The organism is Stenotrophomonas mexicanensis (genome assembly GCF_032911605.1).
Classification (GTDB): Bacteria; Pseudomonadota; Gammaproteobacteria; order Xanthomonadales; family Xanthomonadaceae; genus Stenotrophomonas; species Stenotrophomonas maltophilia_A.
In genome coordinates, this window is the sequence record NZ_JAWJTG010000013.1 from 1 (window position 1) to 24,228 (window position 24,228).

General features: G+C 67.8%; 25 protein-coding genes. 4 read left to right on the forward strand and 21 right to left on the reverse strand.

The features are described 5' to 3' along the window. Positions 1-46: 46 nt before the first annotated feature. The 14 genes from R1L06_RS07640 to R1L06_RS07705 form a co-directional block, all read right to left on the reverse strand. Positions 47-1,240, reverse strand: a complete 1,194-nt coding sequence (locus R1L06_RS07640) for a substrate-binding domain-containing protein (RefSeq protein WP_317217337.1) — start codon at positions 1,238-1,240, stop codon at positions 47-49. 217 nt (positions 1,241-1,457) lie between these two features. Next, a complete protein-coding gene (gspF, locus tag R1L06_RS07645) occupies positions 1,458-2,657 on the reverse strand; it encodes a type II secretion system inner membrane protein GspF (protein ID WP_317217338.1) in 1,200 nt (399 codons plus the stop codon). 7 nt (positions 2,658-2,664) lie between these two features. After that, entirely contained in the window at positions 2,665-4,098 is a 1,434-nt protein-coding gene (gene gspE, locus R1L06_RS07650) for a type II secretion system ATPase GspE (RefSeq protein WP_317217339.1), read from the reverse strand. Further along, positions 4,095-6,476 carry a type II secretion system secretin GspD gene (gspD, locus tag R1L06_RS07655; RefSeq protein WP_317217340.1) on the reverse strand — a complete coding sequence of 794 codons (2,382 nt, stop codon included), beginning with the start codon at positions 6,474-6,476 and terminating at the stop codon, positions 4,095-4,097. Before gspD ends, gspE begins: the two co-directional genes overlap by 4 nt. Continuing rightward, entirely contained in the window at positions 6,473-7,000 is a 528-nt protein-coding gene (locus R1L06_RS07660) for a type II secretion system protein M (protein WP_032128120.1), read from the reverse strand. Before R1L06_RS07660 ends, gspD begins: the two co-directional genes overlap by 4 nt. Further along, positions 6,997-8,160, reverse strand: a complete 1,164-nt coding sequence (gene gspL, locus R1L06_RS07665) for a type II secretion system protein GspL (protein ID WP_317217341.1) — start codon at positions 8,158-8,160, stop codon at positions 6,997-6,999. The genes R1L06_RS07660 and gspL overlap by 4 nt, the downstream gene beginning before the upstream one ends. Next, entirely contained in the window at positions 8,157-9,062 is a 906-nt protein-coding gene (gene gspK / locus R1L06_RS07670; protein WP_317217342.1) for a type II secretion system minor pseudopilin GspK, read from the reverse strand. The genes gspL and gspK overlap by 4 nt, the downstream gene beginning before the upstream one ends. Before the next feature lie 9 nt (positions 9,063-9,071). After that, positions 9,072-9,509, reverse strand: coding sequence for a type II secretion system major pseudopilin GspG (gene gspG, locus R1L06_RS07675; protein WP_317217343.1), 438 nt, complete (start codon positions 9,507-9,509; stop codon positions 9,072-9,074). A gap of 57 nt (positions 9,510-9,566) precedes the next feature. Continuing rightward, a complete protein-coding gene (locus tag R1L06_RS07680; protein WP_317217344.1) occupies positions 9,567-10,127 on the reverse strand; it encodes a hypothetical protein in 561 nt (186 codons plus the stop codon). Between the two features lie 144 nt (positions 10,128-10,271). Further along, positions 10,272-10,823, reverse strand: coding sequence for a hypothetical protein (locus tag R1L06_RS07685; protein ID WP_317217345.1), 552 nt, complete (start codon positions 10,821-10,823; stop codon positions 10,272-10,274). A gap of 58 nt (positions 10,824-10,881) precedes the next feature. After that, positions 10,882-11,862 (reverse strand): FecR family protein, encoded by a 981-nt coding sequence (locus tag R1L06_RS07690; protein ID WP_317217346.1) that lies wholly within the window; start codon positions 11,860-11,862, stop codon positions 10,882-10,884. Between the two features lie 69 nt (positions 11,863-11,931). Beyond that, entirely contained in the window at positions 11,932-12,462 is a 531-nt protein-coding gene (locus tag R1L06_RS07695) for an RNA polymerase sigma factor (protein WP_032128154.1), read from the reverse strand. A gap of 16 nt (positions 12,463-12,478) precedes the next feature. Then, complete coding sequence (locus R1L06_RS07700) at positions 12,479-13,159, reverse strand: TonB C-terminal domain-containing protein (protein WP_317217347.1); 681 nt, start codon at positions 13,157-13,159, stop codon at positions 12,479-12,481. A 477-nt stretch (positions 13,160-13,636) separates the two neighbouring features. Further along, positions 13,637-14,101, reverse strand: coding sequence for an Lrp/AsnC family transcriptional regulator (locus R1L06_RS07705; RefSeq protein WP_005409896.1), 465 nt, complete (start codon positions 14,099-14,101; stop codon positions 13,637-13,639). A 127-nt stretch (positions 14,102-14,228) separates the two neighbouring features. On the opposite strand from R1L06_RS07705, the gene R1L06_RS07710 reads away from it, so the two are divergent. The 4 genes from R1L06_RS07710 (at position 14,229) to R1L06_RS07725 (ending at position 17,469) form a co-directional block, all read left to right on the forward strand. Then, positions 14,229-14,960, forward strand: coding sequence for an AzlC family ABC transporter permease (locus R1L06_RS07710; RefSeq protein ID WP_014037422.1), 732 nt, complete (start codon positions 14,229-14,231; stop codon positions 14,958-14,960). An 11-nt stretch (positions 14,961-14,971) separates the two neighbouring features. Continuing rightward, positions 14,972-15,286 (forward strand): AzlD family protein, encoded by a 315-nt coding sequence (locus tag R1L06_RS07715; protein ID WP_097047835.1) that lies wholly within the window; start codon positions 14,972-14,974, stop codon positions 15,284-15,286. 228 nt (positions 15,287-15,514) lie between these two features. Beyond that, complete coding sequence (locus R1L06_RS07720; protein WP_317217348.1) at positions 15,515-15,943, forward strand: PAS domain-containing protein; 429 nt, start codon at positions 15,515-15,517, stop codon at positions 15,941-15,943. Beyond that, positions 15,940-17,469 (forward strand): diflavin oxidoreductase, encoded by a 1,530-nt coding sequence (locus R1L06_RS07725; protein ID WP_317217349.1) that lies wholly within the window; start codon positions 15,940-15,942, stop codon positions 17,467-17,469. Before R1L06_RS07720 ends, R1L06_RS07725 begins: the two co-directional genes overlap by 4 nt. A 249-nt stretch (positions 17,470-17,718) precedes the next feature. Here the strand turns inward: R1L06_RS07725 and R1L06_RS07730 are convergent, their stop codons facing one another. The 7 genes from R1L06_RS07730 to R1L06_RS07760 form a co-directional block, all read right to left on the reverse strand. Further along, the gene (locus R1L06_RS07730) at positions 17,719-18,387 is read right to left on the reverse strand and encodes a sulfate/molybdate ABC transporter ATP-binding protein (RefSeq protein WP_317217350.1); all 669 of its coding nucleotides are present in this window, start codon (positions 18,385-18,387) and stop codon (positions 17,719-17,721) included. Further along, complete coding sequence (gene modB, locus R1L06_RS07735; RefSeq protein ID WP_006371078.1) at positions 18,377-19,060, reverse strand: molybdate ABC transporter permease subunit; 684 nt, start codon at positions 19,058-19,060, stop codon at positions 18,377-18,379. Before modB ends, R1L06_RS07730 begins: the two co-directional genes overlap by 11 nt. A 3-nt stretch (positions 19,061-19,063) precedes the next feature. Then, complete coding sequence (gene modA, locus R1L06_RS07740; protein WP_049423005.1) at positions 19,064-19,807, reverse strand: molybdate ABC transporter substrate-binding protein; 744 nt, start codon at positions 19,805-19,807, stop codon at positions 19,064-19,066. A gap of 19 nt (positions 19,808-19,826) precedes the next feature. Continuing rightward, positions 19,827-20,603: a helix-turn-helix domain-containing protein gene (locus R1L06_RS07745; RefSeq protein ID WP_317217351.1), complete on the reverse strand. Its 777-nt coding sequence runs from the start codon at positions 20,601-20,603 to the stop codon at positions 19,827-19,829. 11 nt (positions 20,604-20,614) lie between these two features. After that, positions 20,615-21,829 (reverse strand): oxygen-independent coproporphyrinogen III oxidase, encoded by a 1,215-nt coding sequence (locus tag R1L06_RS07750; RefSeq protein ID WP_317217352.1) that lies wholly within the window; start codon positions 21,827-21,829, stop codon positions 20,615-20,617. A 142-nt stretch (positions 21,830-21,971) separates the two neighbouring features. Continuing rightward, positions 21,972-23,303 carry an MFS transporter gene (locus R1L06_RS07755; protein ID WP_317217353.1) on the reverse strand — a complete coding sequence of 444 codons (1,332 nt, stop codon included), beginning with the start codon at positions 23,301-23,303 and terminating at the stop codon, positions 21,972-21,974. Further along, positions 23,300-24,226 (reverse strand): peptidylprolyl isomerase, encoded by a 927-nt coding sequence (locus R1L06_RS07760; protein WP_317217354.1) that lies wholly within the window; start codon positions 24,224-24,226, stop codon positions 23,300-23,302. The genes R1L06_RS07755 and R1L06_RS07760 overlap by 4 nt, the downstream gene beginning before the upstream one ends. Positions 24,227-24,228: the final 2 nt, after the last annotated feature.

Genomic DNA, 24,228 nt, shown 5'->3' on the forward strand with positions numbered 1-24,228 from the left:
GCCGGCCTGACGGCCGGCGCACCTGGAGAACACTTCTATGTCGCAGTTACAGCGGACGGCCGATTCCCGAGCAGGTGCTCGGATTGTTCACCGCACCGGCGTTGGTGGCGGTGGCGAAACGAGCGCGGACGGCATCACGCCAGGCCTTGGTCAGCGGGATGAACTTGTGCGCGCGGATGGCGTCGTCGTTCGGGCCCTGCTCCACACCGTTGACCACGGTGCTGCCGTAATGGCGGGTCAGGAAGCCGCGCACATTGGCGCCCACGGTGGCGTTCTTGTAGCACTGGCCGAACACGAAGTTGGTGTAGCCAGCGATCGGATAGCCCGCGCTCGGGTTGCCGAACACCGGCACCCAGTTGGCGGGGTTCTCTGCAGCAGCGCCGGTCGGCGGAGCAGCGGTCTCCAGAGTCGCCTGCACGCTCACTTCATCCGGCGAGAAGCTCTTGACCTTGGCGACCTTGGTGGCATCGGTCAGGCTCGGGATGACGTCCGGGCCGACGTAGCCGACGCGGCCGTCAACGGCATAGACAGCGTTGTACAGCGCGGTGCCGCCGGTGGCCGGGGCAGCGACGAAGTTCGACGGCACGCTGGTGAACAGGTTGGCGAAGGTCGACTGCACCGAGAACGCCGGCACGCCGTTGGCCAGCTTCAGGTTGGTGCCCGACACGTCAGCCGGCTGGCAGGCGCTGGTCAGGAAGCGGGTCAGCAGTTCGCTGGTGCCGCTGCTCTCGCCACGGTAGACAACCTGGATGGCACCGGTACGGCCTAGGCCCGCCAGCTGGCTCCAGTTGTTGATCTTGCCGGAGAAGATGCCGCAGATCTGGGTCACCGACAGGTCAACGGCCGAACCGGCCTTGTTGAACGGAATCGTGACCGAGGTGGCCACCGACGGGATCTGTACCAGGGCGCCGTAGCGGTTGGCATCGCCGGACACGTTGTAGGTGCTGTTGTAGGTGTTCAGCTCGGTGCTGCTCAGCACCGAATCGCTACCGGCGAAGTGCACGGTACCGGTGGTGGAGAACAGCGCCGAGTTGTTTTCCAGGAAGGCCTTCTTGCCGGTACCCGAGCCGGTCACGGCGTAGCTGAAGTTGGCCGGCAGGATGCTGTCAGCCGAACCCTTGTAGAGGTCGGCCGGCAGCGAGGCGCCGCCACCGGTGACGGCAGTCTGCGCCGAAGCGGCACCGGCGGTGGCGAGCAGCGCGGTGGCAACCAGCGCGGCCAGGGTCTTGTACTTGTTCATGATCTTCTCCTGAAGGGTTTACTGCGAAGGGAAACGCCAAGGGAGGAACGGTCACTACACGCCTGCTGCCGCCGAGGGCCTCCCAGCCCACTCTGCGGCGACGTGTCCATGCTGGTCTGCGCCGATGACAGGCCGCTTAAGAAACCTGTGGAAGATCGAAAAAAGGTGTGGAGGATTGTGTGGAGAATCGAAAGCGTGCCGTGATGCGCGTTGCGCATCACTGGACCAATTGATTCATTTCCATGATCGGCATCAGCACGGCCAGCACGATCGTCAGCACCACGCCGCCCATCACCAGGATCATGGTCGGTTCCAGCAGCGCGGTCAGTGCCATCGCGCGACGTTCGATCTCGCGCGAGATCGTCTGTGCAGCACGATCCAGCAGCGGTGCCAGCGAGCCGGTCTTCTCACCGCTGGCCACCAGGTGCACCAGGATAGGCGGATACACCTTCTGCACCTTCAACGCAGCACCCAACGCCGCACCTTCGCGCACGCGCGCGGACACATCATCGGCACAGCGCGCCAGCAGCGCATTGCCAAGCGTCTGCCGCGCCGCCTCCAAGGCACGCAGCAGTGGCACACCGGCATCCAGCAGGATCGCCAGCGTCGAGGCAAAGCGCGCACTGTTCACACCCAGTACGAAACGCCCGACCATCGGCACCCGCAGCAGCATCGCGTCCCAGCGCAGGCGCAGCTCGGGCTTGCGCAGAGCCAACCGCCATGCCACCACCAACGCAGCGATGCCGAGCCCCGCCCCCACTCCCCAGCTGCGAACGAATGCACTGGCCGCCAACATCACCTGGGTCAGCATCGGCAGCGTCTGCCGCGCCTGCACGAACGCGGTCACCACCTGCGGCACCACGTAGCTGAGCAGGAAGATCACGATCGCCACCGACACCAGGCTGATCGCCGCGGGGTAGATGAAGGCGGTCAGTACTTTGGCCTGCAGCGCGTTGCGTTCTTCGATGTAGTCGGCAAGGCGCTCCATCACCCGCGCCAGGTCACCGGAGTCTTCACCTGCGCCCACCAGCGCCCGATAGATCGGCGGGAAATCGCGCGGCCGCGCGGCCAGCGCAACGGTCAGGCGCTGGCCGGCACGCACGTCGGCGCGTACGGCGGTGAGTGCCTGGGCCACATGCGGGCGCTCGGCCTGTTCGATCACCGCAGTCAATGCGGCTTCCAACGGCAGGCTCGCGGCCAGCAGGCTGGCCAGCTGGCGCGTGGCCCAGGCCAGCTCGCTGGCAGACAGCCGGCGGGCGCCCCAGCCACTGCCCGCACCGCGCGCCGCGCTGACCTGCACGGGTGTCAGCCCGCGACCGCGCAGCAGCTGGCGTGCGCCGCGCGGGCTGTCGGCGTCCAGCTGACCCTTCTCGATGCGGCCCTGCGCGTTGGCAGCCTGGTAGTCGAACAGTGCCATGCAGGCCTCAGTCGTCGCCGGTGACGCGCAGGATCTCTTCCAGCGTGGTCACCCCGCTGTCGACCCAACGCTGGCCGTCCTGGCGCAAGGTCCGCATGCCGGCACGCCGCGCCGCCTCGCGCAGCGCAGGTTCACCCTGCCCTTCATGGATCAGCGCACGCACGCGATCGTCCACCACGAACAGCTCGTGGATGCCGGTACGCCCCCGGTAGCCGCTGTTGGCACAGGCCGCGCAGCCGACCGCACGCCACACGGTACGGCCATCGTCGTCCACCTCGGCGCGCCGGCACTGCGTGCACAGCCGCCGCACCAGCCGCTGCGCCAGCACGCCGCGCAGCGACGAGGCCAGCAGGAACGGTTCCACGCCCATGTCGGCCAGGCGCGTCACCGCCGAAATCGCGTCGTTGGTGTGCAGGGAGGCCAGCACGCCATGGCCGGTCAGCGACGACTGCACCGCAATCTGCGCGGTCTCCAGGTCGCGGATCTCACCGATCATGATGGTGTCCGGGTCCTGGCGCAGAATCGCGCGCAGCGCCGTGCCGAAGCTCATGCCGATACGGGCGTTGACCTGAATCTGGCCGATGCCGGCGAAGTCATACTCCACCGGGTCCTCCACTGTGAGGATGTTGCTGGTGCTGCTGTCGAGCTGGCCCAGCGCCGCATACAACGAGGTGGTCTTGCCGCTGCCGGTCGGGCCGGTGACCAGCACGATGCCGTGCGGCTGCCGGATCAATCCGGTGAACGTGGCCAGGGTGTCATCGGCCATGCCCAGCCGCTGCAGCTGCAGACGGCCGGCATCCTTCTCCAGCAGGCGCAGCACAGCACGCTCGCCATGCCCGGTCGGCACCGTGGAGACACGGATGTCCAGCGGACGCCCACCCACGCGGATCGCGATGCGCCCGTCCTGCGGCAGCCGCTTCTCGGCAATGTCCAGGTGGGCCATGATCTTGATGCGCGACACCAGCGCCGCGTGCAGTGCGCGCCGCGGCTGCACCATGTCGCGCAGGGTGCCGTCCACCCGGTAGCGCACCACCGAGTGGGTCTCGAACGGCTCGATGTGCAGGTCGCTGGCGCCATCGCGTGCGGCCTGTGCCAGCAGCGCGTTGATCATGCGGATCACCGGCGCATTGTCCTGCGCGTCCAGCAGATCGGTGACTTCCGGCATGTCCTGCATCAGCCGGTCCAGATCGACTTCGCTTTCAGCAGCACCGACCACGGCAGCGGCGTCGCCGCCGTCACGGTACTGCTCACCCAGCCGCTGCTGCCAGGTCGCAGCATCCAGTACCTGGAACGGCAGCGGACCATGCCGACGGCGCAGTTCGGCCACGGCCCACGCCGCGGTTTCGGCAGTGCCCAGCAGCACCGACTCGCCGCCAACTTCGGACAGCATCACGCCATGGCTGCGCACCCAGGCGTACGGCAGTGGCGCAGCGGCGCTCATGGCCCGATCACCAGTTCCGGCGTATAGCCCAGCCCGCGCAGCTGCTGCAGCGCCGGGTCCAGCGTCGCCGGATCGCGCGGCAATCGCACGCGCAGGCGTTGCCCGCTCTCGCCGGGCGTCGCCTCGGCATAGGCCTGCAGGCCCAGCGCCCGCACCTGCGCCACGCCCTGGCTGGCACGCGCGGGGTCCAACCCCTGCGCGAACTGCACCAGCTGCGCATCGCCGTCACCGGACGGGTACAGCGCCGCCAGGCTGCTGTTCTGCAGCGGCTGGCCCTGGCCATCGCGCGCATTGCCCTGGCCGAGTACAGACAGGTCCTGCGGCGGCAGCTGCGGTGCCGACAGCGCCGGCAGCGCCCAGCTCTGCACCGGCTGCGCACCGGCCTGCGCGTTGCGCATGTAGTCGTAGCGGTCGCGGGTCAGGCGCTGGCCGGCGGCCGGATCACGCACCACGTGCGGGCGCAGGAACACCATCAGGTTGGTCTTGGAACGCTTGCGCGTATCACTGCGGAACAAGGCGCCCAGCACCGGGATCTTTCCCAGCCCCGGCACCGCGTCACGGCCATGGCTGACGCTGTCTTCCAGCAGGCCACCCAGCACCATGATCTGGCCATCGTCCAGCAGCACGCTGGTATCCAGGGCGCGCTTGTTGGTGATGATGCCGGCCGTGCTGTTCGCGCTCTGCGCGTCGATGCTGCTGACTTCCTGGTAGATGTCCAGCTTCACCGTGCCGCCCTCGGAGATCTGCGGGCGCACCCGCAGCTTCAGGCCCACGTCCTCGCGCACGATGGTCTGGAACGGGTTGTTGCTGCCGCCACCGCCGTCGGTCACGTAGCGGCCGCTGACGAACGGCACGGTCTGCCCGACCATGATGCTGGCCGCTTCATTGTCCAGCGTCATCAGGTTCGGCGTGGACAGGATGTTGGCACCGCCCTTGCTCTGCAGCGCGTTGGCCAACGCCTTCATGTTGAGGATCTGGCCGACGCCGGGCAGGTTGATGGTGCCGTCGATCACGCCGATCTTCAGACCATCCTTGGGCAGCACGTCCAGGGTGGTGCGTGCGGCGGTGTTCAGCCCGCTTCCACCGGTGGTGCCGCCGAAGTGGGTGCCGCCGAAGGTGCGGCCATTGCCCAGCATCCACTGCACGCCCAGTTCGGCCGCGTCGGTCTGGTTGACCTCCACGATCAGGCTTTCCACCAGCACCTGTGCACGGCGCTGGTCGAGCTGGTCGATCACCCGCCGCAGGTTGCGGTACACCGGCTCGGGGGCGGAGATCAGCAGCGTGTTGGTGGCCACGTCGGCCTGCACCGAAATTCCGTTCTGGCTGAAGCCGGTGCTACCGGCGTCGATCGGGTCGCGGCGGTTCGGGTCCAGCCGCTGCGATTCCAGCGCATTGCCACCGGTCTTGGCCTGCTGCGGCTGCGACGGCTGCGCCGGTGTGGCGCGGTTGGCGTCACCCGGCAGTGGCGTGATGCCTTCGTTGCTGCCCATTGCCGGTGCATCGCTCTGCCCGGCCACCACGCCGCGCAGCACGCCGGCGAGCTGATTGGCCTGGGCATTGCGCAGGTAGACCACATGCAGGTTGCCGGACTCGTCCTGCGCGCGGTCCAGCTTCTCCACCAACTGCCGCGCCAGGCGCGTTCGGCCCGGGCTGCTGGAACGCAGCAGCACGCTGTTGCTGCGGGGGTCAGCCATCACCACCACCTTCTGGCTGGGCTCGGCGCCCTGCGCATCCAGCAGCGGTGCGACCATCGCTGCCACGTCAACGGCAATGCCCTGCTGCAGCTTGACCACGTCGGTGTCCATGCCTGCCGGCGTGTCGACGGTGGCGATCACCCGCGCGATGCGCTCGAGGTTGTCGGCATAGTCAGTGATCACCAGGGTGTTGTTGCCAGGGTTGGCAGTGATCGGATTGTCCGGGCTGATCATCGGCCGCAGCACCGCTACCAGCGCGGCGGCATTCTCGTAGCGCAGCGCGAAGGTGCGCGTGGCCACCTCGCCGCCGGCCCCGCCCGCGCCCACACGGCCACCGAGCAGCTTGGCCTCGGCCTGCGGCACCACCCGGCTGACACCGCCGTTCTCGACCACGGCAAAGCCACGCATGCGCAGTGCGCCCAGCAGCAACTGGTACGCCTGGGTACGGCTGACCGGGCCATCAGAGACCACGGTCATCTTGCCGGTCACCCGCGGGTCGACCAGGAACTGGCGACCGGTGAAGCGCGCCGCCATGCGCAGTACGCCGCCGATATCGGTATCCACCAGGTTCAACTGCACCGGTTCATCGGGGGCATCCTGCGCCTGTGCCGGTGCAACAACGTGAGCGCCACCCACGATCAGGGCCAGTACAGTGCTGCAGGCAAGGCTGCGCATCGCCCTCATGAATGGCCACCCGCAGTGAGTGCCATCACGATGTTTCCGGATATCCGTGCCGCCGGCATGTTCGCATCCCCTGTGCGTGTCAGTTGCAGCTGCTGCAGTTCGATGGCCGGATCGGCCAGCACGGGCAGCAGCCAGTTCCACAGTGCGTCAGCAGGTACGGCCTGCACCTGCAGGTGCCAACGCCCGTCGCGTGCTTCGACATGCAGTCCATCGGCGAGGCCGGCGGACTTGATTCCATTACGCAGCGCGGCCAGCGTCGGGCGCTGCCCCTGCACCTGCTGCTGGCGTTCGCGTGCACGCAGCAGCGGCGCCAGTGCGCGCGCCTGCGCCTGCAGCCGCGGCAGCTCAGCCTGCCAGTGCGCACGCTGTTTCAGCAGCGGCTCCAGCCAGAATGACCACAGCCCCGCTGCCAGCAGCGCCAGCACCATCACCCACAGCATCCAGCGGTCGCGCGGCGGCAGGTGCTGCCAGCGTCGCTGCAGACCGGCCACACCCTCGCCCAAGCGCACGGCTCTGGCGGTCACTGTCCGCCCCCGCTCACCCGCAGGCGTCCACCGGCCTCGCGCGCCAGCTGCAGGCCCTGCGCCTGCGCCGCCTGCTGCCACTGCTCCAGCCGCTGCGCGTCATCGGCTACCGCCTGCGCATCGGCGTCCAGCTCCAGTTCCAGCTGGCCGGGTTGATAGTGCAGGCCGCGCACCTGGCCGCCCAACTCCGGTATTGCCTGCAGCGTCGTTGCGACCTGCCGCTGCACCGGTGGCAACGGCGGCGCCGGCAACGGCACGGCCAGCGCGCGCCGCGCCTGCAGCACCGGGTCCACCACATCGGTGATCTCCGGAAAGTGCGAGCTGAACTGCCGCACCATGTCCTGCTGCAACGCCTCGCCCTCGCTGCGCCAGCGCGAGACCTGCAGCTGCAGCCCAAGCGCAGCCAGCAACACCGCCGCCAATGCGAGGCCGATCGCCACGCGTGGTGCCTGCCTGCTGCGACCCGGCAGTGGCAACGACCACGCTGGCACGGGTCCGCTGGCCTGCCGTTCATGCGCGACCACGGTGGCCGGCAGGTTCTCCGGCCACGCCAACGGCACGCTGTCGATCCACTGCACGGCCTGCACCCCGGATTGCTGAAGACGCGTCGCGAGCGACTGCAGCACCGCCGCCGTGTCGCGCCCACCGCACCACTGCACAAAACCACGATCGCGCCCGCAGCGCACCAGCAGATGCTCACCGTCAGCCTGCAGCGTTGCCTGGCCGTTCTGCCACGGCAGCAGCAGCGGCGTCGGATACAGCGCCTGAAGCTGCAGTGCGCACGAGGCCAGCAGCTGTTGCGCCTGCAGGACTGCCTGCTGGCCGAGCCAGGCCACCGGAACCGTGCCGTCCGCCGCCTGCGCACCGTGTGCCAACGCGACCTCCTGCAGGTCATCCAGCAGCATCGCCTCTACTTCGCCCTGCAGTGCGGCCTGCAGCCTGCGGCCCGACAGTGGCGGCAGCTGCAGTTCCAGCAGGATCAGCTCCTGCGGATCGAGACAGGCCAGCACCTCGGCCTGCGGATGACGTTGCCCGAGCACGGCCAAGCCCTCGCGGCCATGGGCCAGCACCCCACCCTTGTGCATCTGCGCCCACTCGACCGTACTGTCGGCGCGCAGGTGTTCCAGCGCCGGCAGGCGCACCCTCAGCTGCACGCTCATGCTCCAATCCTCGTCCACACACGCTGCACGCGCACACTGTCATCGCGATACTCGCGCCAGATCAGGGCCCGGAAGTCGACCGCACTGCCATCGGCCTGTACCTGGCCGACGGCAAGGAACCACTCGCTATGAATGCCAAGCGGCACCACGGCCATCTGCGCGCTGCTCAGTTGCAGTCGATTGGCGATATCACCGCGGTTGAGCAGCCAATGGCCACCGTCGCGCTCACCGAGCAGCGCCTGCAGGCGCCCCGGCTCCACGCCGGGAGTGACCGCCTGCAACACGCTGATGTCACTGGTGTTGGCATTGACCAGGGTCTGGGCCGGCAGCACCACGGTGCGCCGTGCCAGTGCCTGCACCGCCACTGGGTCGGCGCCCGCCAGGGCCTGCTCGATCGGCGATTCACGCGGCAACGGCGCCTGCGCCTGCAGGTCGCCATCACGCAGCCGCGCCTGGATGTGGTCGGCAGCAGATGCACAGGCACCCTGCCCCAGCCCCTGCCCAGCACACAACGCGATGAACGCGCGTCGCGCCTCGGGGTCCGGCCGGCCATGCGCCAGCAGGTTGCGCAGGTTGAACATGGACTGTGCATCGACCAGCTGCAACTGCACCGGCAGCGGCAACTGCAGCGTCAGCGGACGCGCCCAACGGCCGCCGCGCACCGTGGTCAGCTGCTCCTTTACATCCTCACGCAGCTGCTGCGCCGCGCGCTCCAGGGTGGCATCGACCGCCATGCGCACCTGCGCACGCAGCTGGTCGCCACGCAGCGCACGCAGCTGTGCCGACTGCCGGGTCAGCAGTGCAGTGGCAATCACCGCCACCAATGCCACCACCAGCAGGGCGACGATCACCGCCATGCCGCGCTGGCGGGTGCACGGGACCGAACGCGTCCGGGCTGTCATCTGCACGCCTCACAGCTGCCAGGAGCCGATATCCGCGTTCCCGGCGTCGCCACCGGGCTTGCTGTCCGCACCCAGCGAGAACACATCGATGTCGCCCTGGGTTCCGGGAATCTGGTACTGGTACGGATGGCCCCATGGGTCATTCGGCAGGCGATCCAGATACGGTGTCACCGGCATCGCACCACCGCCCTGCGGCGGCTTCACCAGCGCCTGCAGGCCCTGTTCGGCGCTGGGATAGCGACCGTTGTCCAGCTTGAACAACTTCAATGCCTGCATCAGCGCCGCGATGTCCTGGCGCGCCGCCACCACGCGCGCCTGGTCGGGACGGTCCATCAACCGCGGCACGATCAACGCGGCAAGAATGCCGATGATCACCACCACCACCATGATCTCGATCAGGCTGAAACCCTGCTGCCGAGCCCTGCGACCATCCACCTGCCTTGCCATTGTTCCGCCCTCGTCATCCTGGAAGAGACCGCTGCGCCATGGTCAGCGGTGCATGTGTCAGTACGATAAACATCCGCCTGCTATTCGCTGCGCGTGTGCCTGTGCAGGCGCAACACGTGTAGCCGGGGCACATGCAGACTCGAACAGGTGCTGCGGCACGCTGGCCAGCGCATCGTCGATGCAGCCGCGCAGCAACGGGTGCGCGCAGGCCTGCAGCAGGCGCACGCACTGCATCGGCGACCACGCGGTGCCATGGTCGATGCCGATGAACATCCGGTAAGCCTGGTGGTAGCGCAGATCGTCGTACACGCGCTGCGCACTGTTGAGATCACGCACAACCACCAGCAGCGCCGCACGTTGCAGCAGCCGCACATCGCCCGCGTCAAGCGGCAGCGCGTTCATGGCCGCTTCGGGCCAGGGCCGCAGATGCAGGTCGAGGGCTTTTCGCAGCGCCACCAGTGGGTGCGCACTACCATCCAGTGCCGCCCAGCGCGCCGCATCTGCCCAGGCGTCACTGGACAGTACCCAGACCCACGAGTGCCCATAGCGCTGCACGTTCACGGGCGTATGCCGTGCCTGTTCCAGCGACTGGCTCAGGTGACGGTCCAGCTCCAGCATGCTGATCCTGCGACTGTCTGCCATCGGCGCCGCCCGTGCTTCGCGACGCGTGCTGCGTCGTACTCTGGAGAAGACGTCAGCAAGGCAGGTGAAGCGACAACGCGAATGCATCTCTGTGCGCTGCGTGGCGCTTCATCAGCAACGTCATCGCAGCGTCATCTGCCTGCAGGCTTCGCGCTCCAGTCGCGGTACGTCGCCGCCGCAGCGCCGCGCCAGAATCGCCACCTCACTACGCTGCGCGAACGCCGCCAGCGCGTCGGACATGTCCACGTCATCCAGCCATGACGCCATCGCAACACGCAGCGCTGGCAGCTGCCAGCCATCCATCACGCCATGGGTACCGGCCACGAACCAGTGCCAAAGACGATGATGCTGTACCTGCTCGTGCAGTTGCACGAGATCGCCGATGCCGTGCATGCCCATCAGCAGCAGCACGCGCGCCATCGCCGCAGGCGGCAGCGTGCCGGCCTCAGCGAGGGGCAGCACCTGCTGCTGCAGCCGCAGCAGCATCGCCAACGGGTGCGACTGCGGATCGAAGTCCAGCAGCACGGCCTGTTGCTGCCACTGCGCGTCGGACACCACGCACACCCATGGCGAGCCGTAGCGATGCACCATCAAGGGCCGTCGCTGCGTGGTTTCCAGCAACGCCGACAGGTTGCGGCGCAGATCCAGCACACCGATGGTCTCGTTGCGCATCCTTGGCGTCTCCCTGCTTGCAACAGCCCTGCACGGCGCGCACGGCCAGCGTCTTCACCTAACCAAGGACGGCAATGCCACCCGGAAAGCGACGCAGATCCAGCGACATCGTCAGTCGCAGCTGCTCCAGCGCCGCGTCCGGGTCATCGATGCGGAAGCGGCCGCTGACCGGGGCCCGTGCCAATGCCGATTCGCCCAGCAGCACCTTGCCGCGGCGGTAGCGGTTGATTTCATCCACCACCTCGCGCAATGGAGCGCGGCGGAACACCAGCATGCCCTCGGTCCAGGCGCTCACTTCCGAGGCCAGGGCTTCGGCCACCACGCCACTGAGGCGCTCGTCGTACTGGGTCTGCTGGCCCGCCTGCAGCTGCAGGCGGCCCTGCGGGTGCTCGATGCGGGCGCTGCCCTGCAGGCAGGTTACCCGTACCTGGCCGTGGGTGTTGCGCACGTCCAGGCGCACCGCACCTTCATCGGCAATCACGCAGCCCGGCCCCGCGAACAGGGCGAGGCGCAGGCCTGCCTGGGTTTCAATCGCGGCCTGGCCTTGCACCAGCTCGAAGCCTTCGCCCTGCGTGTCCGAACGACGGCGCAGGCTGCTCTGCGTATCCAGTTCGATCTTCAGCAGCGGCAAGGGCGCGATCTGCAGTCGCTCACCGGTGCCGGTGTGGAAATCGGCCGCCATCGCCGTCACCGAGGGCCACAGCCCCAGCGGCGGGCGGATCGCCGCCACCACCACCAGGCTGGCCGGTGCGGCAATCGCGGCGCCCAGGAAGGCGCGCCGGCTCCAGCGCTGGGACGGCGTCGGCGCGACCGGCTGGCGCGCAGCGGCGGGCAGCTGTTCGCCGGCCAGGCGTACCTGCTCCCATTGCCGGCGCGCACGGCCGAATGCTTCGCGATGACGCGGATCAGCCTCGCACCACTCACGGAACCTGCGCCCATCAACGGCGGTCGCCTCGCCCGAGGTCAGCCGCACCACCCACGCGTGGGCCTGACGCTCGACGGCATCCAGCGGGCGTTGCGGGCGATCGTCAGGATCCATGGGGGCTCATGCCGGACCCGCACGCTGCGGGGTTCTGCTCGGCGTCAAAGTGTAGACGGATGCCGCCGCTCAGAACCGCACCTGACGCCCCTGCCCGCTGCGCTCGGCCAGGTAGTCCTGGGCCGCTTTCAGCTCGCGCTGCACAAGCCGCAGCGACACGCCCAGCTGGTCGGCGACGTCGCGCTGCTGCAGGCCATCGACGCGGATCGCCAGCAGGATGCGGCGTCGGCGCTCGGGCATGCGCTGCAGCAGGCCGACCATGTCCTCCAGCGCGAAATCCAGTTCGGCCGCCTGCGCCGGGCCCGGTGCAGGGTCGGCCATCTCCATCAGCGTATCCACCTCTTCCAGGCTCAGCAGGCGGTGGTCGGCACGCTGGCGGTCGATCACCGTGTTCATCGCCATGCGCAACAGGTAGGCCGCGGGGTTCTGCACGGCATCCAGGCGGTCACGGCGCGCACTCAGGCGCATCCAGGTGTCCTGCAGCGCATCGCCGGCCAGCTCCTCCGAGCCCAGCTTGCGCACCAGGCGGCGCTTCAGCTCGTCGTAGGCCCCCAGAAGGTGGTCCATCAGGTCAACTGCCCCAGCCGTACCGTTGCTCATGTTCGAATCCTTGAAGTCATGGAAGGGGCGCGCGCCGGCCACAGTCGTGGTCGGTGCCGGAAGGTCGGATCTGCAGCGTCACCGGCTGCGGCAGCGCGGCGGCCTCGGGCGCCAGCACCAGGCTCTGCAGCGCCTGCAACAGGCGCGCATCGCGGCGGGCACTGCCACTGCCCGACAGCAGCTCGGGCTGCTGCACCCGGCCCTCGCCGTCCACGCGGAAGCGCAGCGTTGCGGCATAGCGGCCGGGCGCGATCTCGGGGTCGTCACAGAACGCCGCACGCAGCCGCTGCTGCAGGCCGCCGTAGCGACGCCGACGTTCAGCATCCGGGAGCTCGGCGCCAATACCGGGTTCGGCTGCCGCGGGCGTGCCCCGGCGCAGCACCACGCGCTGCTCGCCGATCACCTCGGCCTCGATACCGGAATCCTGCAGCAGCATCTGCAAGGCAGGCAGCGGCGCAAGGCTGGCGCGCAGCGCATGGCTGCTACGGCCGGCGGCAAGATCGCCCGGGTACATCACCGACCACCCGCTGATGACACTGAAGCGCTCGACCGCCTGTTCCAGCGGCTGCGCAGGGATGTCGTAGGCATGAACACCGTCCTGCGCGGCAGCGGCAAAAGACAGCAGCAGCCATGCGGCGATGGCCACCTTCCAAGTTCTGACCGCATGGTGTCCATTCAGCCCCCTGACGTAGAACACATGACCCTCGGCAGCGACAGCAGCTGCAGTGGACGCGCGCCACGGCCGGAGACCCGGCCCGCGCGACCAGCAAGCAGGCTCAAACCGTACCGGGGCCAGATGTCATTGCGATGACCGCTGCCTACGCCCGGCGTTGAGCCAGGCTCCGTGAACCCAGTCACGCATCAGGAATCAATGAATCGAACAGACATGTCCATCTGCTCCCGGGGTCAGAGCCCGTTGCACAGCAACGGGATCCGACCCCAACAGGTCGCGGGGAACTGTCAGGCGCGGGGCGGTGTGGGCAGGCAGGACCGTTGGCGCCATGGATGGCGCCATCGAGCCCCCATGGATGGGTCTACGGCGTGTCCTGCCTGGCCACACCGCCCCGCCGCCCTGGGAACATCGCCGTTGCGGTTGCTGTTGCTCCTGAGGTTGCCGGCCAGCGGCCGGCACTACCGCGGGTGCCGGGTGCAACCCGGCCGGAACCACCCATCCTCAAAGCGGCAGCTGGGTGGTCTGCTTGATCCGCTGCATCGGAATCTCGGTCTTGGTGTTCTGCACCCCGGCGATCCGGTTCAGGTGCTGCATCTGGAACTGCCGGTAGGCATCCAGATCGGCCACCGCCACCCGCAGCAGGAAATCGCAGTCACCGGCCATCAGATGGCATTCAAGCACTTCCGGGAACGACTTGATGCTGTTGATGAAGTGGTTGGTGGTGTCCTCGTCCTGCCCGCGCAGCCACACTCGCACGAACACCGTGAAGCCACGCCCCACCTTTGCCTCGTTCAGCAGGGCAACGTAGCGGTCGATGTAGCCGCCTTCCTCCAGCAGCCGCACCCGCCGCAGGCAGGCCGAGGGCGAAAGGCCCACCTGCCGGGCCAGCTCCAGGTTCTGCAGGCGTCCGTCACGCTGCAGGGCGTCGAGAATGCGGCGATCAAGGTTGTCGAGTTGGTACTGCATGGAATTTCACCGTTGGCGACATTGGCCGCATGGAATCTCAATATTCCCGAATCGAATGGCATCAACGCAACCCGATTTCGCGATCAGGCCGCTAGCATGGGCCACCCCCACCTCGTTGTGCCGTTCGATGGACGCCCGTACCACCCTCCCCCTGCCCGATACCTGCGATACCGCCCCGCGCGCCGAATTCCTGCGCGGCCTGCGCGCCGCCGTACCGGTGATGATCGGCTTCATTCCCTTCGCCCTGGTGCTCGGCGCCCAGGCCGCCCAGAAGGGCCTGAGCGCGCTGGAAGTGCCGCTGATGACCGGCCTCAACTTCGCCGGCGGCTCGGAGTTCGCCGCCGTCGAACTGTGGACCTCGCCGCCGCATATCGCGCTGATCGTGGCGATCACCGCGCTGGTCAACAGCCGCCACCTGCTGATGGGCGCCAGCCTGGCCCCGCTGCTGCAGCACCTGCCGCGCCGCCGCGTGCTGCCGGCGCTGTTCTTCATGTGCGACGAAAGCTGGGCGATGGGCGTGGCCGATGCGCGCCGCCGTGCGCTCGGCTTCAGCCTGGCCTATTACCTGGGCGTGTCGGCAGGCCTGTACACGGTCTGGGTCGCCTGCACCGCGCTGGGCGCGATCGTCGGCCCGATGCTGGGCGACATCCACGCCTACGGCTTCGACATGGCCTTCCCCGCCGTGTTCCTGGTGCTGCTGCGTGGCATGTGGCAGGGCATGAAGGCCGCGCGTCCGTGGCTGGTCAGCCTGGTGGTGGCCGCTGCCACCTACCTGCTGGTGCCGGGTGCGTGGTACGTGGCCAGCGGCGCACTGGCGGGCCTGGCCGCTGCCTGGCTGCTGGCGGAGGACGCAGCATGATCTTCAACGGCCTGATCTTCAACGGCATGATCCACTGGACTTCGGTACTGACCATCGTGCTGATGGCCGCCGCCACCTACCTGACCCGCATCGTCGGCTTCCTCGCACTGCGCAACCGCACACTGAGCAAGCGCGCGGTAACGGTGATGGAAGCCGCGCCGGGCTGCGTGCTGATCTCGGTGATCGCGCCCGACTTCGTCGCCGACAAGCCCGCCGACCTCGCCGCGCTGGCGATCACCCTGCTGGCCGCCACGCGGCTGTCGATGCTGCCGACGGTGCTGATCGGCGTGGTCTCGGCGGGTGTACTGCGCTATCTGATGGGCTGACGCGCTCGCCGTTCCTGTAGAGCCGAGCCCATGCTCGGCTGCTGGCATTCCCGCTTGCCGCGTGAGCCGAGCATGGGCTCGTCTCTGCAGAGATTCTCCCTGCGACACCCGGTCGCAGCCGATCCCGGCATCCACTTGATCAATGTCAAACCGCCCGCCGCCGTGCTGGCGTATTTCTATGCAGGACCCGAACACGCCGGCGTTACCGGCTTCCACAAGGACCCTGCGATGAGCTACACCCCCGACAACGCCCAGCTGCTGAGTGCCATGCAGAACGTCATGGTGATCTCCACCACCGACCTGCAGGGCAACATCACCTACGCCAACGACCTGTTCTGCACGCTCACCGGGTTCGCGCGCGAGGAGCTGATCGGCCAGCCGCACAGCATCGTGCGCCATCCTGATGTGCCCAAGGCGGTCTACAAGGGCATGTGGGACACCATCAAGGCCGGCAAGACCTGGACCGGCATCGTGCCCAACCTTGGCAAGGGTGGCGTGCTCTACGTGGTCGACACCACCGTGCAGCCGCTGTTCGACGCCGACGGCAACATCACCTCGTACATCAGCATCCGCCGCGTGGTGAACGACCTGATGCAGAACTACGACCTGGTCGAGTTCAGCAAGGAAAAGTTCGACGACTTCTACGAGGCCGCGTGAACGCCCTCCCGACCAGTACGCCCTTCAGCCGCCTGCTGGTGGGCTTCGCGTCCGAGTCGGGCAATGCCCGCGCCCTGGCCCAGCGCCTGGGCGCGGACCTGCAGCCGCACGCGCCGCAGGTGCTTCCGTTCAACGACATCGACGTGGCCAGCCTCGGCCACGGCGATGTGCTGCTGGCGATCTCCAGTTCCTTCGGTGACGGCGAACCGCCGGCCAACGGCGAACAGTTCTTTGAAACCCTGCGCCAGACTCCGACACTGAGCGGCCTGCGCTATGCAGTGTTCGGCCTCGGCGACACCGGCTACCCCAGCTTCTGCGGCTTCACCAAGGCACTGGATGCGGCGCTGAGCGAGCGCCAGGCGCAGCCATTGCTGCATCGCGTCGATGCCGACCTGGGCTACGAGCAGTTCTTCCAGCAATGGCAACCGGTGCTGGGCCAGGTGCTGGATGGCGACGCGAACGCTGGCCAGGACCTGCACCTGCAGGTCACTGCCTATGGCGAAGACAATGCCTTTGCCGCCCCCATTCTCGAACGCCGCCGCTTGAACAGCAGCGACCCGGCTGCCTGGCACCTGCAACTGGACATTGCCGGCAGTGGCATGGCCTACCGCGCCGGCGACACCCTGCACGTGGTACCCGAGAACGACCCTGCCCTGCTGCAGGCATTGGCCATCTGGTACGGCGACACCGCCGCTGTGGCTGCGCTGCATGATCGGGAGCTGCGCCTGCTGAGCAAGGGCGTGTTGCGCGAACTGGCCAAGCTCGGTGGCAGCGACGTTCTAAAGAGCCTGTTGAAGGTCAGCCAGAAGCGCGAGCTGGAAGCCTACCTGCACGGCCTGGACCTGCTGGACATACTGCAGGACCACGCCACCCCGGACAGCATCCCGCTGGCCCGCCTTCGCGAGCTGCTGTCACCACGCCTGCCGCGTTCCTATTCGATCGCCTCGTACCCGTACCACGACCAGCTGAGCCTGTGCGTGCGCGAAGTGCGGTACGCCCTGCGCGGTCGCGAGCGCTTCGGCACTGCCACCGGCAGTCTGCTGCACGGCGGCGATACCGCTCGGGTGTACTGCCGTTCCAATCCCGGCTTCCGTCTGCCCGACGCGGGCGATGCACCGCTGCTGCTGGTCGGCACCGGCACCGGCATCGCACCGTTGATGGGCCTGATGCAGGAACTGCAGGCCAACGCCTGCGAACGCGAGGTGCACCTGGTGTTCGGCGAGAAGCACAGCCAGCACGACTACCTGTATCGCGAGCAGCTGCAGGACTGGCACGCGAGAGGCGTGCTGGCCGGCCTGCATACCGCGTTCTCGCGCGATGGCGCCGAAAAGGTCTATGTGCAGCATGTGCTGCAGCAGCGCGCCGCCGAAGTGCGCGATGTATTGGCCCGCGGTGGGCATCTGTACCTGTGCGGCAACAAGAGCCACCTGGAAGGCGCGGTGCGCGATGCCATCGATGCCATCAGTGGCGAAGGGCATTGGGACACGCTACGAGGTGAAGGCCGCACGCACTGCGAGCTGTATTGATCCATTCCACTGGATTGCGCGAACGCTGGAATGGTAGAGCCGGCCGCTGGCCGGCTGCTCCGGATTCCATGGTTGCCGGCCAGCGACCGGCACTACCATCAGATGCAACCATTCATCACCTGAGCGTCGCGGAACCCCCGAACCGGTAGGGCCGGCCGCTGGCCGGCTGCTCCGGATTCCATGGTTGCCGGCCAGCGGCCGGCACTACCATCAGATGTAGCCATTCATCGCCAGTGCGTCCATCGCGGGTCAACTGCCGACGATGCGACCATCCACCACGCGTGCTACCTGCTGGCCGAACATGGCTACATCCTGCGGGTCGTGGCTGATCAACAGCAACGGAATACCAGTCTTGTCCAGCACGGTCTCAAGCTCCTGGCGCAGGTGCTGGCGCAGATCATGATCCAGCGCGGAGAACGGCTCATCCAGCAGCAGCGCCTGCGGCTGCGTCACCAGGGCGCGTGCCAGTGCAGTGCGCTGGCGCTGGCCACCGGAGACCTGCGACGGTAGAAGATCACCGACCGTGTCGATGCGGAATGCGTGCAGCCACTGCTCCACCGCATCGAAGCGCTGGCCAGCCCGCGGATTCAACCAGCCCTTCTGCAGACCGAACGCCACGTTCTGGCGCACGCTCAGGTGCGGGAACAGCGCGTAATCCTGGAACACGTAGCCCAGCCGGCGGCGCTGCGGCGGCAGGTCCACGCCGGCCGCCGCGTCAAACAAGGTCTGCCCCTGCAGGCGCACGTGGCCCTGGCCCGGCCGCAGTAGCCCGGCCACCGCCTTCAGGGTCAGGCTCTTGCCAGCCCCCGAGGGCCCGAACAGCACTACCTGCCGCTGCGTGCACTGCAGCGATACGTCCAGCACGAAATCCTGGCCGGCCGCCTGCAGCCGACGCTGCACCTGCAGGTCAAGCCACATCGCGCAGCTCCCGGCGACGCCCGCCCACCAGCCGTGCGGCCAGCAGCAGGATCACGATGCACACCACCGAGGTCAGGATCACCAGCGCATTGGCCTTGCCGTCCTGACCGGCCTGCACCGCTTCGTAGATGGCGATCGACAATGTCTGCGTGCGGCCCGGAATGCTGCCAGCCACCATCAAAGTGGCGCCGAACTCGCCCATCGCACGTGCAAACGCCAGCAGCAGGCCGGCGAGGATGCCACGCCAGGCCAGCGGCAGCGTGATGCGGAAGAACACCGCCGCTTCGGACACACCGAGCGTGCGTGCGGCCTGCTCCAGCTGTCCGTCCACTTCCTCGAACGCGGCGCGTGCCGGCTTGAATACCAGCGGCAGCGAGGCCACCGCCGCAGCGATCACCGCCGCCTGCCAGGTAAACACCAGGTTGATGCCGAACCACGACTGCAACCACGCACCGATCGGTCCGTTACGGCCGATCAGCACCAGCAGGTAATAGCCCAGCACCGTGGGCGGCAACACCATTGGCAGGGTCAGCAGCGAATCCAGCAGCTCACGGCCGGGAAAGCGCCGACGCGCCAGCAGCGCGCCCAGTGCCACGCCCAGCACCAGATTGATCGCGGTGGCCCAACCGGCCACCTTCAGCGACAACCCCAGTGCGCTCCAGTCGAGATCCATGCCTCAGGGCTTGCCGAACCCGTGCCTGGCCAGGATCGCCTGGCCCTGTGCCGAACGCACGAAGGCGGTGAAGCGCTTGGCTTCAGCCGGTTGCGTACTGGCCTTGGTCACCGCCAGCGGATAGGCAATGCGCCCCGCCACAGGCACCGCGAAAGCGCGGCGCACGCGGTCGGGCATTGCCTGCGCATCGGTGGCATAGACGAAGCCGGCGTCCACTTCACCGCGCGCCACGTAATCCAGCGACTGGCGCACGTTCTGCGTGGTGATGGTCTTTCCCTGCACCGACGGCCACAGGCCCGCTGCTTCCAGCGCGCCCTTGGCATAGCGGCCGACCGGCACGCTGTCCGGGTTGCCCAGTGCGATGCGCTGCACACCGGCACCGGCCAGGTCCTTCAAGGTACGCGGCGCGGCCTTGGCCTGCGGCGGCACCACCACCCACAGCGCGTTCACCGCGAACACCTCGCGGGTACCTGCGGCCAGCAGATCCTGCTGTTGGGCCTGATCCATCGTGGTTTCATCGGCCGACGCGAACACATCCACCGGCGCGCCACGGCTGATCTGCTGCAGCAGTACGCCGGACGCGGCGAAGTTGAAATCGACCTTGGTTCCCGGGTGTGCCTTCTCATAGGCGGTGCCGAGTTCACGGAAGCTCTCGGTCAGGCTCGATGCCGCCGACACCGTCAGCTCGGCGGCCCAGGCCGGCAGCGTGGCCAGCAGTCCCAGCAACAACAGTCCAGCGCGTTTCATCGTCGGCTCCCGGCCAGGTTCAGTTCGGATCGGATTCGTCGGCCACCGCCAGCGCCGCCAGGCGCTCGGGCTGCAGCAGCAGGATCTCGCGCTGCTTCACCGCGATGATCCCATCATCGCTCAGGCGGCGCAGCACGCGGCTGGCGGTTTCCGGCGCCATCCGCAGGTAGTTGGCGATCTCGGTACGCGCCATCGTCAGGTTGAAGCGCGTGGCGGAAAAACCGCGCCGCGCGTAACGATCGGACATGTCGAGCAGGAACGCCGCCATGCGCTCTTCGGTACGGTGATTCGCGGCCAGCGTGGCGACCTTGCCGATCTCCGCACTGAGCAGGCTGAACAGCTTGGCCTGCAGCCCCGGCATGCGTGTGGCCAGCAGGCTCAGCTTGGGGAACGAGATGCGGCACAGGTGCACGGTGTCCAGCGCCACCGCATTGCAGGGGAAGCGCGAACCGTGGATCGCATTGAGGCCGATCACTTCGCCCGGCAGGCTGAAGCCCAGCACCTGCTCGTTGCCCTGGCTGTCATCGACGAAGGTCTTGACCATGCCGGCGCGTACCGCGGCGATCGAATCGAACGATTCGCCAGCGCGGAAGATGTAGTCACCCGCATGGAACGGACCGACGTGGTCGACCAGGACGTGCAGATCGCCCAGCGCGGTCTTGTCATAACCCTGCGACATGCAGGCATCGGAAAATGCACAGGTACTGCAGAAGTGCAGCGCGTCGCCATCATCGGCGGCGGCGGGGTTCGGCGTGGACCGGCCGAGGCGACCCTGGGAAGGCGGAGTTGAAGACATCGGGGCAGGACTCAAGCGATGGCGGCCGCCGGCCGGAAGCATGAGGCCATCATACGCCACAGCAACCGCCCTTCTTCGGCCAGCCGCAGCACGCGTGCATCCCACTGCGCCCAGCCGCGCGCCAGCAGCGGCGACAGCGCCGGCAGCTGTTCGGCGAAGCATTCCTCGAACGGTTCATCATTGCGCCACTCGAAGGCGGCCGCATCGAGCGCATGGTCGCAGGCGATGCTCTGTGCCACCTCGGCCGCAAGCCGCTCGTCCTCGGACAGTATCAGGCCCGCGGCCACGCCCATGTGACCGGACTGCAGGCGCGCCCGCCATTCACCCAGCTCGTCCTCCAGCCGGTAGAACACTTCGCCGATCTGGCTGCAGGCGGACAGGCCAAGCCCGATGAAATCACTGCGATCACGGCGCGGCACGCCGGCCAGGTCGCAGTGGCGCTGGCCATCGCCGGGCCCATGTGGATTGGGCAGGTCACCACGCTGGTAGTGGTCACCGCCGATGGGTTCATAACCGGCATCGCGCAGCAGGCGCCAGGCCTGCAGCCAATGCGCTGCCGACGGACGCTGCGGTAGCGCGCACGGTGCCGGCAGCAGGATGCGCTCGGGTGCTTCGGCCAGCACCTCATGCAGACGCTCGATGAAACCGGTGTCCTCACAGGCGGGCACGCGCAGCTGGTAGTAGCGCGCGGTGAACCCGGCATCACGCGCGTGCGCCAGTAGCGTCGGTCCCGGCGCATCGGCACGGTCGATCACGTTCAGGCGGGTGCAACCCACTGCGCGCAGCTGCGCCGGTGAGAGCGCGCTGCCGGCGTCCAGCCGCACTTCCACCTGCGGGCGCGCCACGGTGCGCAGGTGCTGCGGCACGGCGTCCAGCAGCTGGCCCAGCTGCGGCGGCGGCAATGTCTCCGCCAATCCCAGCTGCAACACCATCGCCACCACTTCGCGGTCCTCGGCCAGGGCATCGGCCTGCAGCTGCAGGGCCAGCAGCAAGGTGTCCAGATACGCCTGTGGCGGCACATCGCGACCGCCACGACCGGCCTGGAAGCCTAGCGTCAAGCCACGCGGGATCAGGTGCTCATTGCTGGCGCGCACGGCGGCGCGCCAGCCGCTTTCGCCAAACCCGGTGCTGAACTGGTCAGCCGCCGGGAACAGCACATGCCGGGGCTGCCGCAGCAATGCCGCCTGCAGCGCAGTGTCCTCACTCTCATCGACGTGGAAGCTCATGGCACACATCTTCGGGCGTTCCTCTTCGCGTGGCCCTGATTGAAATCAAGCGTGGCGCATCGGTCGGTTCATGCCGGCCAGCGGCCGGCACTACCCTCTCACCCGCTACCCGGTAGTGCCGGCCGCTGGCCGGCAACCCCGTTCACCTACCGCGCACCCGCTCGGCGGCGGCCGCATCGATGGCTTCGGGCAGGTCGGTCTCGCGGTCGATCTGCGGGAAGTGACGGCGCTCCATGCGGCGAATAGCAAAGTGCATCCACGCCAGTGCAGCCGCCACCAGCACGAACAGCAGCATGAAACAACTGCTCCAGATGCCCACGGCATCGTTCAATGCCCCGAACACGATCGGCAGGATGAAGCCACCCAGCCCACCGATCATCCCGACCACACCGCCCACCGCACCCACGTGCTGCGGGTAGTACACCGGAATGTGCTTGTAGACCGCCGCCTTGCCCAGCGACATGAAGAAGCCCAGCACGAACACCAGCACGGTGAACATCACCACGCCGATGGCCAGATGGAAGTGGATCGGGCCATGGATGCCCTTCACCACGTACTCGGTATCCGGGTAGGCCAGCAGGAAGGTGCAGATGGCCGACACGCCGAAGGTCCAGTACATCACCCGGCGCGCACCCATCCGGTCCGACATCCAGCCACCGACCACGCGGAACAGGCTGGCCGGGATCGAGTAGCACGCCGCCAGCATGCCGGCGTGGCCCACGTCCATGCCGTAGGCACCCACCAGATAGTGCGGCAGCCACAGCGCCAGCGCCACGAAGCCACCGAACACGAAGAAGTAGTACAGCGAGAACCGCCACACCTGCAGGTTTTTCAGCGGCGCCATCTGCTCGGCGAACGGCACCGGCTTCACGCCCTCGCGGCGGCGCTGCTCCAGTGACGGGTCTTCCTTGCTGAAGAGGAAGAACAGCACAGCCGTGACCGCCAGCGCGACCGCCCAGACCTTGGCGACCATGGTCCAGCCGGCGGCCACCATCACCAGCGGCGCCAGCAGCTTGGTCACCGCCGAGCCGATGTTGCCGGCACCAAAGATGCCCAACGCGGTGCCCTGCTTGCTGGCCGGGAAGAACTTGGACACGTAGGCCACGCCCACCGAGAAATTGCCACCGGCAATACCCACGCACAGCGCGGCGATCAGGAACTGGGTGTAGGTCTGCGCATAGGTCAGCATCCAGGTGGCCACTGCGCCACACAGCATCACCAGCACCATCACCTTGCGGCCACCGAACTGGTCGGACCAGATGCCGAGGAAGACGCGGCTGACCGAACCGGTCAGTACCGGCGTGGCGATCAACAGGCCGAACTGGGTGTCATTCAAACCGAGCTGTTCGCTGATCTGGATGCCGATGATCGAGAAGATCATCCACACCGCAAAGCACACGGTGAAGGCGAACGTGCTCAGCCACAGGGCACGCTGCTGCTGCCCGGCACTGGCGGGGGCAAGGGCCTGGTTCATGGGGTCTCCTCGTTCAATGGGGGGCAGCCGATATCCGCGTCGGCTTCGATCTCGTCCAGCCCGCGCACCGGGTAGCGTTCCTGCAGCTGCAGCAGGTAGGCCTGCACCTCGCGCTGGCGTACCTGCAGTTCCAGGTAATCACGCAGCTGCGGCAGCACCGCCTCGAACGGCTGCGGCTGGCCTTCCTCGCGGGCATCGACGCAGACCACGTGGTAGCCCCAGCGCGATTCCACCGGGAATCCCGCCAGGCCCTCGCGCAGGCGGAACACCTGGCGGTCGAACTCCGGCGTGGTCTGCCCGCGCTGCAACCAGCCCAGGTCGCCGCCCTCGCTGCTGGAGGGGCAGCGCGAATGGCGCAGGGCGAAATCGGCGAACAGGTGCGGCGACTCCTTCAGCAGTCCGGCCAGCCGCTCGCCTTCGGTGCGTGCGGCGAAGCGCCCGGCCACGTCGTCGGCCGGCGCCGCCAGCAGGATATGGCGCAGGCGCACGCGATCGGGCGAGCGGAAGCGCTCCGGGTTCTGTTCGAAGTAGCGGCGGCAGTCTTCATCGGTCGGCACGCGGTCTTCGATCGCATCTTCCAGCAGTTGCTGGATCAGCACTTCCTCGTTGCTTACCCGGTTGCCCTCCGGTGCCTGCAGGCCCAGCCGCTGCGCTTCCAGGCGCAGCAGCTCGCGCACCACCAGTGCACGTGCCGCTTCGGCGCGCGACTGTTCCGGGCGCATCGCCCGATGGTGCTGCATCTCGCGGGCGATGTCGGCCTCGCTGATCGCGGTCTCGTCCACGAACAGCCGGCACGGTGCCGGCTGCCCGAGCGAGCGCGGCCCCTGCGCTGCCGCGTCGTGGTGATGCGAATGCGCCTCGGCCGGAACCGGGGCATTGGAGTCGATCACGGTGATCGGCAGGAATTTCGGCAGGCTGCCCATGG

Bases quoted from the DNA above. Each gene is read 5' to 3' on its own strand.
- gspF (WP_317217338.1), bottom strand. From the start codon at position 2,657: ATGGCACTGTTCGACTACCAGGCTGCCAACGCGCAGGGCCGCATCGAG.
- gspD (WP_317217340.1), bottom strand. From the start codon at position 6,476: ATGAGGGCGATGCGCAGCCTTGCCTGCAGCACTGTACTGGCCCTGATC.
- R1L06_RS07695 (WP_032128154.1), bottom strand. From the start codon at position 12,462: ATGAGCAACGGTACGGCTGGGGCAGTTGACCTGATGGACCACCTTCTG.
- R1L06_RS07750 (WP_317217352.1), bottom strand. From the start codon at position 21,829: ATGAGCTTCCACGTCGATGAGAGTGAGGACACTGCGCTGCAGGCGGCA.
- R1L06_RS07680 (WP_317217344.1), bottom strand. From the start codon at position 10,127: ATGCTGGAGCTGGACCGTCACCTGAGCCAGTCGCTGGAACAGGCACGG.
- gspK (WP_317217342.1), bottom strand. From the start codon at position 9,062: ATGACAGCCCGGACGCGTTCGGTCCCGTGCACCCGCCAGCGCGGCATG.
- R1L06_RS07730 (WP_317217350.1), bottom strand. From the start codon at position 18,387: ATGTGGCTTGACCTGCAGGTGCAGCGTCGGCTGCAGGCGGCCGGCCAG.
- R1L06_RS07745 (WP_317217351.1), bottom strand. From the start codon at position 20,603: ATGTCTTCAACTCCGCCTTCCCAGGGTCGCCTCGGCCGGTCCACGCCG.
- R1L06_RS07705 (WP_005409896.1), bottom strand. From the start codon at position 14,101: ATGCAGTACCAACTCGACAACCTTGATCGCCGCATTCTCGACGCCCTG.
- R1L06_RS07685 (WP_317217345.1), bottom strand. From the start codon at position 10,823: ATGCGCAACGAGACCATCGGTGTGCTGGATCTGCGCCGCAACCTGTCG.
- gspE (WP_317217339.1), bottom strand. From the start codon at position 4,098: ATGAGCGCCGCTGCGCCACTGCCGTACGCCTGGGTGCGCAGCCATGGC.
- modA (WP_049423005.1), bottom strand. From the start codon at position 19,807: ATGAAACGCGCTGGACTGTTGTTGCTGGGACTGCTGGCCACGCTGCCG.
- R1L06_RS07710 (WP_014037422.1), top strand. From the start codon at position 14,229: ATGGACGCCCGTACCACCCTCCCCCTGCCCGATACCTGCGATACCGCC.
- gspL (WP_317217341.1), bottom strand. From the start codon at position 8,160: ATGAGCGTGCAGCTGAGGGTGCGCCTGCCGGCGCTGGAACACCTGCGC.
- R1L06_RS07760 (WP_317217354.1), bottom strand. From the start codon at position 24,226: ATGGGCAGCCTGCCGAAATTCCTGCCGATCACCGTGATCGACTCCAAT.
- R1L06_RS07720 (WP_317217348.1), top strand. From the start codon at position 15,515: ATGAGCTACACCCCCGACAACGCCCAGCTGCTGAGTGCCATGCAGAAC.
- modB (WP_006371078.1), bottom strand. From the start codon at position 19,060: ATGGATCTCGACTGGAGCGCACTGGGGTTGTCGCTGAAGGTGGCCGGT.
- R1L06_RS07640 (WP_317217337.1), bottom strand. From the start codon at position 1,240: ATGAACAAGTACAAGACCCTGGCCGCGCTGGTTGCCACCGCGCTGCTC.
- R1L06_RS07690 (WP_317217346.1), bottom strand. From the start codon at position 11,862: ATGGATCCTGACGATCGCCCGCAACGCCCGCTGGATGCCGTCGAGCGT.
- R1L06_RS07755 (WP_317217353.1), bottom strand. From the start codon at position 23,303: ATGAACCAGGCCCTTGCCCCCGCCAGTGCCGGGCAGCAGCAGCGTGCC.
- gspG (WP_317217343.1), bottom strand. From the start codon at position 9,509: ATGGCAAGGCAGGTGGATGGTCGCAGGGCTCGGCAGCAGGGTTTCAGC.